Origin of the sequence: Streptomyces griseus, assembly GCF_001715295.1 — a bacterium.
Taxonomy (GTDB): Bacteria; Actinomycetota; Actinomycetes; order Streptomycetales; family Streptomycetaceae; genus Streptomyces; species Streptomyces griseus_G.
Map to the genome: position 1 here is coordinate 511,908 of NZ_MDKB01000002.1, position 12,192 is coordinate 524,099.

At 73.1% G+C, this 12,192-nt stretch carries 12 protein-coding genes; 10 read left to right on the forward strand and 2 right to left on the reverse strand.

The window, feature by feature from the left end:
* Positions 1 to 54: 54 nt before the first annotated feature.
* The 5 genes from BA175_RS08790 (at position 55) to BA175_RS08810 (ending at position 6,488) form a co-directional block, all read left to right on the forward strand.
* A complete protein-coding gene (locus BA175_RS08790) occupies positions 55 to 2,157 on the forward strand; it encodes a PBS lyase (protein ID WP_069170735.1) in 2,103 nt (700 codons plus the stop codon).
* Positions 2,154 to 2,471 (forward strand): zinc-ribbon domain-containing protein, encoded by a 318-nt coding sequence (locus tag BA175_RS08795; protein WP_069170736.1) that lies wholly within the window; start codon positions 2,154 to 2,156, stop codon positions 2,469 to 2,471. Before BA175_RS08790 ends, BA175_RS08795 begins: the two co-directional genes overlap by 4 nt.
* Before the next feature lie 69 nt (positions 2,472 to 2,540).
* Positions 2,541 to 3,950 (forward strand): FtsW/RodA/SpoVE family cell cycle protein, encoded by a 1,410-nt coding sequence (locus tag BA175_RS08800; protein WP_069170737.1) that lies wholly within the window; start codon positions 2,541 to 2,543, stop codon positions 3,948 to 3,950.
* Positions 3,947 to 5,404: a peptidoglycan D,D-transpeptidase FtsI family protein gene (locus BA175_RS08805; RefSeq protein WP_069170738.1), complete on the forward strand. Its 1,458-nt coding sequence runs from the start codon at positions 3,947 to 3,949 to the stop codon at positions 5,402 to 5,404. Before BA175_RS08800 ends, BA175_RS08805 begins: the two co-directional genes overlap by 4 nt.
* Complete coding sequence (locus BA175_RS08810; protein ID WP_069170739.1) at positions 5,397 to 6,488, forward strand: amidase family protein; 1,092 nt, start codon at positions 5,397 to 5,399, stop codon at positions 6,486 to 6,488. The genes BA175_RS08805 and BA175_RS08810 overlap by 8 nt, the downstream gene beginning before the upstream one ends.
* On the opposite strand, the gene BA175_RS08815 is transcribed toward BA175_RS08810, so the two are convergent.
* Entirely contained in the window at positions 6,481 to 7,302 is an 822-nt protein-coding gene (locus tag BA175_RS08815; RefSeq protein WP_069170740.1) for a hypothetical protein, read from the reverse strand. The genes BA175_RS08810 and BA175_RS08815 overlap by 8 nt on opposite strands.
* A gap of 182 nt (positions 7,303 to 7,484) precedes the next feature.
* On the opposite strand from BA175_RS08815, the gene BA175_RS08820 reads away from it, so the two are divergent.
* The gene (locus BA175_RS08820; protein ID WP_069170741.1) at positions 7,485 to 7,823 is read left to right on the forward strand and encodes an SCO0607 family lipoprotein; all 339 of its coding nucleotides are present in this window, start codon (positions 7,485 to 7,487) and stop codon (positions 7,821 to 7,823) included.
* Between the two features lie 7 nt (positions 7,824 to 7,830).
* Here the strand turns inward: BA175_RS08820 and BA175_RS08825 are convergent, their stop codons facing one another.
* The gene (locus tag BA175_RS08825) at positions 7,831 to 8,943 is read right to left on the reverse strand and encodes a ferritin-like domain-containing protein (protein WP_069170742.1); all 1,113 of its coding nucleotides are present in this window, start codon (positions 8,941 to 8,943) and stop codon (positions 7,831 to 7,833) included.
* A 176-nt stretch (positions 8,944 to 9,119) separates the two neighbouring features.
* Here BA175_RS08825 and BA175_RS08830 point away from each other — a divergent pair, with 176 nt between their 5' ends.
* The 4 genes from BA175_RS08830 (at position 9,120) to BA175_RS08845 (ending at position 12,111) form a co-directional block, all read left to right on the forward strand.
* Positions 9,120 to 10,055 carry an AurF N-oxygenase family protein gene (locus BA175_RS08830; RefSeq protein ID WP_069170743.1) on the forward strand — a complete coding sequence of 312 codons (936 nt, stop codon included), beginning with the start codon at positions 9,120 to 9,122 and terminating at the stop codon, positions 10,053 to 10,055.
* Positions 10,056 to 10,173: 118 nt separating this feature from the next.
* A complete protein-coding gene (locus BA175_RS08835; protein WP_069170744.1) occupies positions 10,174 to 10,914 on the forward strand; it encodes a translation initiation factor IF-2 in 741 nt (246 codons plus the stop codon).
* Between the two features lie 124 nt (positions 10,915 to 11,038).
* Positions 11,039 to 11,800: a TetR/AcrR family transcriptional regulator gene (locus tag BA175_RS08840; protein ID WP_069170745.1), complete on the forward strand. Its 762-nt coding sequence runs from the start codon at positions 11,039 to 11,041 to the stop codon at positions 11,798 to 11,800.
* 35 nt (positions 11,801 to 11,835) lie between these two features.
* Positions 11,836 to 12,111, forward strand: coding sequence for a hypothetical protein (locus BA175_RS08845; RefSeq protein WP_069170746.1), 276 nt, complete (start codon positions 11,836 to 11,838; stop codon positions 12,109 to 12,111).
* Positions 12,112 to 12,192 lie beyond the last annotated feature (81 nt).

Below are 12,192 nucleotides of genomic sequence, written 5' to 3' on the forward strand. Positions count from 1 at the left end.
TGGACCCGGTGTCCACCGGGTCCGCGGCACAGGACGACACCGGGAGGGGATGGCGTGTTCGCGGGGATCGACGAGGTCGACTGGGCCTCGATGGAGCATGCCTACGGGCCTGCCGACGACGTACCGGAACTGCTGCGGGGACTCGCCTCGGCCGACACGGCCGAGCGCGAGAAGGCACTCGACGGGATGTACTGCGCGGTGCACCACCAGGGCGACGTGTACGCGTGCACGCTCGCCTGCATCCCCTTCCTCTTCGAGCTGGTCGTGGACGCCCGGGTACGGGACCGGGGCTGCCTCGTCGAACTGCTCACCAGCATCGGCGGCATCGATCTGGACGAGGACGACGAGGACGACCTCGACGAGGAGGAGAGGGAGGGCGCCGCGAACTACGCGATGGCGGCGGCCGCCGTCACCGCCGGCGCGGAGGTCTTCTTCGCGCTGGCGGCCGACGACGACCCGGGGGTGCGGCTCGCCGCCCCGCTGGCCCTGGCCACGTTGCACGGCCACCCGGTCAGGGTGCTCGCGCTGCTGCGTGAGCGGCTGTCCGTGGAGACCGACGGCGAGGTGCGGCTCGCGCTCGTCGAGGCCGCCGGCCGGGTGGCTCTGCGCCATCGTCCGCTGGCGGCCCGGGTGGCGGACTGGCTGAGCAGGCTGGCCGCCGAGGCGTACGCCCCGGGGCTGCGGCTCGCGGCCCTCGCCCAGCTGGCCCGGTGCGCCCCGGACGCGCTGCCCGGTGACGTGGTGCGAATCGTGTCGGGGCTGCTGCGGGAGCTCCGGTCCGGGCCAGGCCCGTCGTCGGAGCCCCAGCAGGCCGGCGCGCAGGTGGAGCGGGCCTCCTCGACGCTCGTGGGACAGTTGCGGGCGCTGTCGGCCGCGGAGTCCGCGGAGCGCCGGACGCCGTGGGCGGCCGATCTGCTGCGGACGCTGCACGTCGGCCTGGACGACCGCGTCGAGGACCGTACGGCCCTGCTGGCGGACCAGCTGCGCAGCCCCGACCCGTGGCAGCGCATCGACGCCGTGCGGATGAGCGGCGGGCTGATCCGGGCCTGGCGGGGCCCGTACGAGGGGCTGGTGCGGCTGGTCGGCGCACAGCTCGCGGACGCGGAACCGCGGCTGGCCGAGGCGGCCTCCCACGTGCTGGAGGAACTGTTCTGCCTGGCCGCGCCCGCCGCCGACGCCCTGGCGGCACGGGTGGCGGCCGATCCCCGGGCCTGGGTCCGGGAGTGGGCCGGCGGCCCGCCGGGGCTGGGTTCCGCGGTGAAGGCGCTCGCCCGGCTGGGTGACGCCCGCGTGCTGCCCGCGCTGGCAGCGGCCCTGGAGCGGCCGGAGATCCCGCACGACCTGGGCTTCGCCATCGGCCATCTCGGCGCCTCGGCCGCCCCGCTGGCCGGGGCGCTGCGGCGCAGGCTCGGCGAGGTCGGGCTGGACGAGAGTGCCTACGACCGGGCGAGTCCGCTGCTGGGCGGGCTGACGGCCCTGCGCGCGGGCGAGGCCGCGCCCGAGGTGCTGCGGGTGCTGCGGGGGGCGCCCGAGTACCGGGGCGAGTGGCTGCGCACGGCGGCCCTGCGCGCCCTGCGGGCGTTCGGGCCGGCGGCCCGCTGTGCCGTCCCCGAGCTGCGCACCCTGCTCGGCCGTCCCGGCACTGCGGCGGCCACGGAGGCCGCGGAGGCCCTCTGGGCGGTCTCCCGGGACGCCGACGCGGTGCTACCGGTGCTGCTCGAGGGCCTGCGGACGGAACGGGTCCACGACTGCCGGGCGGCGGCGAGCGCGCTGGGCGGGCTCGGCGAGGCGGCGGCGGTGGCCGCTCCCGGGCTGCGTGCCCTGCTGGCGCACGAGGAACTGTGGCTGCGGGTCGACGCCGCGATCGCCCTGTGGGAGGTCACGGGACGGACCTCCGAGACGGTGCCGGTCCTCCTTGCGGCATGGGAGAAGAATCGTCACGTCAGAGTCCGGGTCGCCGAATGTCTGGCGCGGATGGGGCCTGCTGGTGCAGGGTCGGACGCGGTCCGCGTCCTGCGGGCCGAGCTCCTGTCCGTACGCCGCCACAACGCCATGGACGGCGGCTACGGCAGTCACGACACCTACGAGGACGAGAAACTGCTGGCGATCTGCCGGCGGGCACTTCCCGGAAGCACGGGGAAAGGAACCACATCATGATCATCTTCGGTACGCGGGGCTACCTCCACCAGCTCGCGGTTCTCACCATGGTGTGCGGCTGGTGCGGCAATCCCGCCGCGCACACGCTGCGCAAGCGCGTCACCAAGTTCACTCTGTTCTTCGTACCGCTGTTCCCCTTCTCCACGAAGTACGCGACGCAGTGCACCTTCTGCGGCGGCGAGCGGCAGATACCCGAGGAGGAGGCCGACCGGCTGCTCGCCCAGGCCCACGCCGGCCAGGACGGCAATCCGTACGGGGCCGCGCCGCAGCAGCCCGGGTACGCGCCCGGTGGCCGAAACCCGTACCAGGGCTGAGCCGCACCGGCGGGTGCCACGAGGCCGGCATAAGGGAAATAGCACCCGCCTCTTGCTACGTTGCGGAGCATGACCGCAACGACGGCGGAGGCGCGCCCGCCCGAGCTCCGCCTGCCCAAGCGGCGCGGGGTCGAGCTCTCGCTCCTGATCGGGGCCGTGCTCATCTCCGTCTACGGTTACGCGGCCGTCGGCCTCGCCCGGAACGACGCGGTACCTCCCGACGTCTCCGGATACGGCGCCGGTCTCGGTCTGCTGGCCCTGCTCGCCCACCTCGCCGTCCGCTTCCGCGCCCCCTTCGCCGATCCGCTGCTGCTGCCCATCGCGGTCCTGCTCAACGGCCTGGGCCTGGTCCTCATCTACCGGCTCGACCTGGAGACGCCGAGCGACCGGGCAGCCACCCCCCAGCTGGTCTGGTCCACGCTCGGGGTCGCGTTCTTCATCGCGGTCGTCGTGCTGCTGCGCGACCACCGGGTACTCCAGCGCTACGCCTACCTCTCGGTCGCCACCGCACTGGTACTGATGACCGTACCGATCTTCTTCCCCGCCGTGAACGGGGCCAAGATCTGGATCCGGGTCGGCGGACTCTCCTTCCAGCCGGGCGAGTTCGCCAAGATCCTGCTCGCCGTCTTCTTCGCCGCCTACCTCGCCGCGAACCGCAACGCCCTCGCGTACACCGGCCGCAGGATCTGGAAGCTGCAGCTGCCCACCGGCCGGGTCCTGGGCCCCATCGTGACGATCTGGCTGCTCAGCGTCGGCGTCCTGATCCTCGAACGGGACCTCGGCACCTCGCTGCTCTTCTTCGGGCTCTTCGTGATCCTGCTGTACGTCGCCACCGGCCGGACCGGCTGGATCGCCGTCGGGCTGCTCCTCGCCGCCGCGGGGGCCTTCGTCGTCGGCTCGTTCGAACCCCATGTGCACAGCAGGGTCCAGGACTGGCTGGACCCGTACGCGAGCATCGACGCGGGGCAGGGCCCCGGTCAGCTCGCCCAGTCGCTCTTCGCGTTCGCCGCGGGCGGCATCTTCGGGACGGGCCTCGGCCTCGGCCACTCCATCCTCATCGGCTTCGCCGCCAAGTCCGACTTCATCCTGGCGACCGCGGGCGAGGAGCTCGGGCTGGCCGGGCTCACCGCCGTCTTCCTGCTGTACACGCTGCTGGTGGCCCGCGGTTACCGGGCGGGGCTCGCGCTGCGCGACCCCTTCGGCCGGCTGCTGTCGATCGGCCTCGCCTCGATCCTGGCGCTCCAGGTCTTCGTGATCGCGGGCGGCGTGATGGGCCTGATCCCGCTGACCGGCATGGCGATGCCGTTCCTGGCCCAGGGCGGTTCGTCCGTGGTCACCAACTGGATCATCGTGGCGCTGCTCATCCGGGTCAGCGACGTGGCGCGTACCCCTCGTCCGGATCAGCCGCCGGGTGTCATCGCCCCCGTCGTCGAGCAGGAACCACCGGACCTCGGACCGCACGGGAGGTCCGGACGGTGATCCGCTATATCCGGCACGCCGCCGCCTTCTGCCTGCTGCTGCTCGTCGCCCTGCTGGCCAACGCCGCCCGGGTCCAGGTCTTCGAGGCCGACGAGCTGAACGGCAACCCCGCCAACCGCCGCACCACGATCGACCGCTACGACCAGCCGCGCGGCGACATCCTGGTCGGCGACGAGTCCGTCACCGGCTCGAAGGACACCGGCGAGCAGCTCGCGTTCGAGCGCACCTACCGGCACGGCCCGCTGTACGCGCCGGTCACCGGATACGCCTCCCAGACGTACGGCACCTCGCTGCTGGAGAACGCCGAGGACGACATCCTCTCCGGTACCGCCCCGATCCTGGCCCCCCTCCCCCTGTGGGGTGACGTCACCCACAGCCGGCAGCCCGGCGGCAACGTCGTCACCACCGTCGACGACGCGGTGCAGCGCGCGGCGTACGAGGGCCTGGGCGGCCGGCGCGGCGCCGTCGCGGCCCTCGATCCGGCCACCGGCAGGATTTTGGCGCTGGTCTCCTCCCCGTCCTACGACCCCGGGGTCCTGTCCGGTACGGGCTCCTCGGTCACCGACGCGTGGGCACGGCTCAACCGGTCCGCCGCCCGGCCCATGCTCAACCGGGCCATCCGGCAGACCTACCCGCCGGGTTCCACCTTCAAGATCGTGACGGCGGCGGCGGCGCTGGACGCGGGCGTCGTGAAGGACCCGGACGCGGAGACGGACACGCCGTCCCCCTATGTGCTCCCGGGGACCTCGACCACGCTCCCCGACGAGGCGCGGGGCTGCGAGCGGGCGTCGTTGGCGGAGGCCATCCGGGTGTCCTGCAACACGGTGATGGCCCACCTGGGGGTCCAGGTGGGGCTGGAGGGCATGCTGGACGCGGTGGGCAGGTTCGGCTACAACGACGACGGGCTGGACATCCCCTCCCGGGTCGCCCGCAGCAACTTCGACCGGGACATGAGCGACGACCAGCTGGCGCAGTCCTCGATCGGCCAGTTCGACACCACCGCGACCCCGCTCCAGATGGCGATGGTGGCCTCGGCGGTTGCCAACGGCGGTGAACTCCGGCGCCCGCACCTGGTGGACCGGGTGACCAACGCCGCCGGGGGCACGGTGCGGCGGGGGGACGGGGATTCCCACCGCCGGGCGATGGAGCCGGCGACGGCGGACCGGCTGCAGCGGATGATGGTCGACGTCGTGGAGAACGGAACGGGCACGAACGCGGCGATCGACGGGGTGAGGGTCGGCGGCAAGACGGGTACCGCCCAGCACGGCGTCGACAATTCCGGCAGCCCGTACGCCTGGTTCATCTCGTGGGCGCAGGACCCGGACTCCGGCCGCCCCGCGGTGGCCGTGGCCGTGGTCGTGGAGGACGCCTCGGCACACCGGGCCGACATCAGCGGCGGCGGCAGCGCCGCCCCGATCGCACGAGCCGTGATGGAGGCCGCGCTGGATGGCTGAGAACGACCCGGCGGTGCCGGCCGCCGAGACGGCCCTGGCCCGGATCGACCGGCTGGACCCGGAGCTGTCCGCCTTCACCGAGGTCTGGCACGAGGAGGCGCGGGCCCGGGCCCGCACCGCCACCGGTCTCCCCCTGGCCGGGCTGCCGTTCGCGGTGAAGGGCCCGGCGGGCCTCCGTTCCTACGCGGCCCGCCGGCTGATCGCGGCCGGCGGGGTCCCGGTCGGCGCGACGTCCGTGCCCGGCCCGGGGACGGACTGGCAGACCTGGGGCGAGGGCGCGCACGGCAGGACGGTCAACCCGTGGCGCGCCGACCGCACTCCGGGCGGTTCGTCGGCGGGATCGGCCGTCGCGGTCGCGGCGGGCATGGTGGAACTGGCGACGGGCAGCGACGGAGCCGGGTCGGTGCGCATCCCGGCCGCGTGGTGCGGGGTGTTCGGCCTGAGGACGACGACGGGCCTTCTGCCCTCCCCCGACCGCACGGGCCTGGCCTCCCCCGGCGTCCTGGCGAGCTCGGCGGCGCGCGCGGAGACGTATCTGCTTCATGTGCTGGACACGTACGCGCCCCGGCCCCCCGGGCTCCCCGTCCCGGCCGTCTTCAGCCCGGACCTGGGCTTCGCCTCCGTCGACCCCGAGGTCGCGGCAGTGGTGCGGAGCGCGGTGGACCGGCTGGTGGCGGCGGGGGTGGTGCGCCTGGCCCCCCGGCCGCTCGGCCTGTCCGACCCGGTGGAGGTGTGGACGGCGGTGCGCCGGCGCGCGGTGACGGCCGCCACCCGGGCGCTCCGGGCCGCGAACGACCGCGTCCTGGACGCCTTCTTCGCCCGCACGCCCCTGCTGCTCAGCCCGGTCACGCCGAACCGGCCGCACGGCCACGAGGGCCCCGGTGAGGTCTTCTCGACGGCCCTGACGTGGGCGTTCAACCTGAGTGGGCATCCGGCGGCGAGCGTGCCCGCCGGTTTCACGCCGGACGGCTGCCCGGTCGGCCTCCAGCTGGTGACCGACCGGGGGTCGGACGCGGAACTGCTGGGCGTTGCGCGGGCGGTGGAACGGGTCCTGCCGCCGTCGCGTCCGCCCCGGTTCAGCTGATCGGCCTGCGGACCTCGGAGCGGACCCGCGCGGCTTCCTCGGCGGCCTTCGCCAGGTCGAACGACTGCGCGTCCGTGTTCATGTCCTCCGGCCGGAGCACGGCGACCGCGGCGGCGGTGTTCCCGTCGCCCCACGCGCACATCGGCATGTTGGTGGTCAGGCCGATCTCCTTGGACTGCACGACCTGGCACTCCAGCGTGATCCCGTACCCCTCGGGCGTGTACTCCCTGGGGGGCACGACGACCCTCGCGCCGTCCCCCTGGGCCGCGCCCTCCAGAATCTTGCCCCGCGTGAACACCGGGTCGGCGAGCCGTCCGTACATGCCGGAGAGCACCAGCATGCCGTTCTCCTCGGAGCCGTACTGGGCGACCGCGGCCCTGCCGTCCCGGACGCTCGGGTCGGGGGTGTTCTCGATCTTCTTGCCCTCGGTGTCGGACATGTCCTTGTTGAGGGTGAACTCCCCGTCCAGCACCGCCGGTTCCACGACGAGTTCGTGCGTGGCCCGGGGAAACACCGCGTCGGCGCCCCTGTCGACCAGCTCGTACACACCGAAGCCGAGGGCGGCGACGAGGACGAGGGACCCGGCCACGATCCCGGCGACGAGCCCGGCCCGCTTCCGGCGAGGCGGCTGCGGCGGCCACCCCGGCGCACCCGGTTGCCCGTGGTACGGCCCGGGCACGCCCTGGGGCGGCTGCGGCGGGTAGGCGTAGGCCGGCTGCTGGTACGGGTTCTGCGCGGGCTGCTGCCCGTAGGGGTTCTGCGGGAACGGGGGCGGCCCGTACGGGTGGTGCGGCGGCTGCGGCGGCATCGTCATGCGCTCACGCTACGTCACCCCTGCGAACGGGAGTCCGTCGCACAGCCGGTCGACGGTCGTCGGTGGGCACCGGCTGTGCGTACCCCGGCGGTCCGGCCTGAGTACGCCTACTCATGGTCGGCGTGCCGCCTCCCGGGCAGGCTGTACCCGACCGGTCCGGCCGCACACCGAAGGAGCCAACCATGCCCAGCAGCACCGCAGTTCTCCCCCCGATACCTACCGGCGGAACCCGCCGTGCGAGGCGGGCGGCGGCAGGCCTCGCCGTGGCGGCCGTGACCGTCGCCCTGCTGGCGACCGGCTGTTCCATGGCCGACGCGACATGCAGCGACGGGGAGTACCCGGTCCTGTGGGTCGGCGGCACGGGCAGCGCCTGCGTACCCGACGACGAGGAGCCGCCCAAGGGGTACACCCGGTACCCCGAGGGCAAGGTCCCCCAGCACGTCGGCGACAGGTGGGACACGTACTGGGAGAGGCGGACCGTCGACGAGCACGGCAGGATCGTGAAGGCGCCCGAGGAGTGAGGGCCGCTCAGGCGGAGGGCCCGGCGCCCTCCGCGATCGTCTCCGCGACCTCGGCGACCCTGGCCTCCTCCTCCCGCGCGAAGCGGTCCCGGTCCAGTTGTTCGGCTATCTCCTCGTCCTGGGCCATCAGCAGGTCCAGGTTCGAGTCCCCCAGCTCGAAGACGCCCATGTCCACGTAGGCCTTCTGGAGCCGCTCCCCCCACAGACCGATGTCCTTGACGCAGGGGACGATCCGGCTGAACAGCAGTTTCCGGAAGAGCCGCAGGTACTCCGAGTGCTCGGAGAGGTCCTGGGCCTCCTGCCGGCCGATGCCGAAGTTCTCCAGCACCTCGACGCCTTTGAGCCGGTCACGCATCAGGTAGCAGCCCTCGATCACGAACTCCTCGCGCTCGCGCAGTTCCGCGTCGCCGAGCTGCTTGTAGTAGTCGCGCAGGGCCATGCGCCCGAAGGCGACGTGCCGGGCCTCGTCCTGCATGACGTAGGCGAGGATCTGCTTCGGCAGCGGCTTGGTGGTCGTGTCGCGGATCATGCCGAAGGCGGCGAGCGCCAGACCCTCGATGAGCACCTGCATGCCGAGGTAGGGCATGTCCCAGCGGGAGTCGCGCAAGGTGTCTCCGAGCAGGCCCTGGAGGCTGTCGTTGACCGGGTAGAGCATCCCGACCTTCTCGTGCAGGAACCGGCCGTAGATCTCCGCGTGCCGCGCCTCGTCCATCGTCTGGGTCGCGGAGTAGAACTTCGCGTCCAGGTCCGGTACGGATTCCACGATCCGGGCCGCGCAGACCATCGCCCCCTGCTCACCGTGGAGGAACTGGCTGAACTGCCAGGAGGTGTAGTGCTTGCGCATCTCCCCGCGGTCGCGCTCGGTCATCTTCGCCCAGTGCGGGGTGCCGTGGAGGGGGAGCACCTCGTCCGGTGTGCCCAGGGGGTCGGCGGGATCGACCTCCAGGCTCCAGTCGATGCGCTTGTCGCCGTCCCACTGCTTGTCCTTGCCCTTCCGGTAGAGGGCGAGGAGGCGGTCGCGGCCGTCGTCGTAGTCCCAGGTGAAGCGGGCGGCGCCGGTGGCGGGAACCTGCCATGTGGGCGCGTGGGGCGGTGTGATGTAGAGGTCGTGTGTCGACACGGACAGCTCCTTCGCCTGGCGAGGATGGTATGTCCCGTGGTTCTGGGGTCAGTTGGCAGGTTCACACGTTGGTAGACGCGGGGTCAACAAGTCGCGCACAAGGGATTGACGCCCTTGCTGACAGGCAGTCTCATAAAGAGTGACCGCCGGTAACCCATGAGCTAGGGGCTACAGCCATGACGACAGTGACCGACCAGGACGTCCAGGCGCTGCGTGACGCGCTCGGACCGCTCAAGGACCGCGAGCAGGTCGCGGCGCGCCTGCTCGAGGCGTCGGCCAAGCACTCCTTCGACCCGGACACCGAGCTCGACTGGGACTCCGCCGTCGAGGAGGGCAAGTGGTTCTGGCCGCCCGAGCTCGTCTCCCTGTACGACACCCCGCTCTGGCGGAGGATGTCCGGTGAACAGCGCATGGACCTCGCCCGGCACGAGGCGGCGTCCCTCGCCTCGCTCGGCATCTGGTTCGAGATCATCCTGATGCAGCTGCTCGTCCGGCACATCTACGACAAGCCCGTGACCAGCAACCACGTCCGGTACGCCCTCACCGAGATAGCCGACGAGTGCCGGCACTCGATGATGTTCGGCCGGATGATCGAGTGGGGCGGCGCCCCCACGTACCCCGTGCCGCGGGTGTACCACAACCTGGCGCGGGTGCTGAAGACCGTCTCCACCACGCCCGGTTCCTTCGCCGCCACCCTGCTCGGCGAGGAGATCCTGGACTGGATGCAGCGGCTCACCTTCCCCGACGAGCGGGTACAGACGCTCGTACGCGGGGTGACGCGCATCCATGTCGTCGAGGAGGCCCGGCACGTCCGCTACGCACGGGAGGAGCTGCGCCGCCAGATGGTGACCGCGCCGGCCTGGGAGCGCCGGCTGACGCGGCTGAGCTGCGGGGAGGCAGCGCGTGTCTTCTCCGTCTGCTTCGTCAACCCGCAGGTCTACGACAACGTCGGCCTCAACCGCCACGAGGCCGTCGCCCAGGTGCGGGCGAGCGGCCACCGGGCCGAGGTGATGCAGACGGGCGCGCGGCGGCTGACGGACTTCTTCGACGACATCGGGGTGCTGAACGGTGTCGGGCGCAGGCTGTGGAAGCGCTCCGGCCTGCTGGCCTGAGCACGGCACCGGGGGTGCGGCCGTGTCCGGTCGCCGCACCGGCTGGGTACGCTCGTCCGCGCGCGGTCCGAGCGGGCGAGCGGTGATCCGCCCCGCGCGGCACCGGAAAGGTGGACACATGCTGCGACTCCTGCGGCTCGCACCGTTGTTGCTGTTGCTGTTCACCGTCGCCTGCGGTGCGGTGCGCTCCTCCGAGGCCGAAGCGGCGGACACCGCCCGGGAGACGGCCAGGAAGGCGGGTCAGCGGCTCTACGGCCAGCGTCCGCGCACGGCGGAGGAGGTCGGGCGCTCCGTCTCCGGCATCGAGGGGGTGGAGGTGATGCGGGTGACGGGTACCTCGACCCACGACGGGGACGGCGTCGGCGTGGTCCTGCGCACGTCCGTCTCCGCGCGCGACGGATGGCTCGACTCCGACGGGATCACCGTGCGGCGCTGCTTCGCCCTGCGGGTCTCGCCCACGTCCGCCTGGGACGAGGACCCCCGTGACGTGGACTGCCCGGACGGGCTCCCGTTGACCTTCGCCCCACCACCCGCACCGCCCCGGCTGCCGTACGAGGAGCTCCGCGCGAGGCTTCCCCGGGTGCCGGAGGGCGGCCGGGCGGACGAGGCCGGGGTGCGCCGTCTGCTCGCCGCCCTGGACATGGATCCGGCGATCCGCACCGAGGTGCGGGCGGACGGCGCCCGGGTCGGCGTCCTCCTGTCGGTGCGGGGCAACGGCTTCGACGCGCAGGACTGCCTCCTCGCCCGCGTGGCCCCCGGCGCCACCGAGGTGTGGTCACCGCCCCGGATCCAGCGGATGCCCGGGGAGGGCGGCTGCACCGTCGGCAACGCCCTGGACCCGGCACCACCTCCGCACTGAACGGAGGCCCGGTTCCGGCGAAGGCCGTCCCCGCCCCGCGACCCGCCCGAGCCGTCCTCGGTCCGGCAGAGCACAGCACGGCACGACACGGTCAATCACAGCCCGGCGCATTAGGCTTCTGAGCATGACCTCGGTCCCCGCAGCACCGCCGGCCCGCGCCTACCGAAGGCTCGGCGTCCAGGAGCGCCGCACCCAACTGCTCGGCGCGGCGCTCACGCTCTTCGCCCACCGGGCTCCGGACGACGTGTCGATCGACGAGGTGGCCGCCGTGGCCGGCGTCTCCCGGCCGCTGGTCTACCGCTACTTCCCGGGCGGGCGGCAGCAGTTGTACGAGGCCGCGCTCGGCTCGGCCGCGGAGCAGCTGACCCTCTGCTTCGCCGAGCCCGCCGCCGGCCCGCCCACCGAGCGGCTGAGCCGGGTCCTGGACCGCTACCTCGGCTTCGTCGACGAACACGACGCGGGCTTCAGCGCGTTGCTGCGCGGCGGCAGCGTCGCCGAGACCTCGGAGACCTCCACGATCGTGGACGGGGTACGCCGTGCGGCGGCCGAGCAGATCCTGCACCACCTGGGCAGGGGAGGCGGTCCCGGCGAGGAGAGCGCCGGACCGAGGCTGCGGATGATGGTGCGTACCTGGATCGCGGCCGTGGAGGCCGCGTCGCTGATCTGGCTCGACGAGGCGAAGCAGCCGCCCGCCCCCGACCTGCGCGGCTGGCTGGTCGACCATCTGATCGCGCTGCTCGCGGCCACCGCGGCCACCGACGGCGAGACCGCCTCCGTGGTCGCGGAGCTGCTGGACCACGAGACCCCGGACGGCCCGGCCGGACGACTGGCCGCGCTGGTGGCCCCGGTGGCGGAGCGGGCGGCACACCTGCTGCCTCCCGGCTGACGGCCCGCCGCACCCGGCTGAGTCAGACTGGCACCGTGAAAAGCGAGAACACGTCCTTCCGCGGCGGCCCCCTGGACGGCCGGGTACTCCCGATCCTGCTCGGGCCCACCGGGCACCCGCCCAAGTGGTACGAGGTCCCGGTGCCGGACCCGGACGGCGGCCCGCCCACCGTGTACGCCTACCGACGGGTCCCCGCCGGTCGCACCAGGCGGCTCGGGCTCCGACGCGGCTGGGTGTACGCGTACGAACCCGGCGGACGCGAGCGCCCGACGCCCAAGTGGCCCTGGACGAAGCCGGACCGGAGCGTCTGAGCGGCGGCCCCGCCGGGGCTCCCCGCACCCTCTAAGATCGGCGGTCAGGTGCCGAGGACACGGTCACAAGGGGGGTGCGCC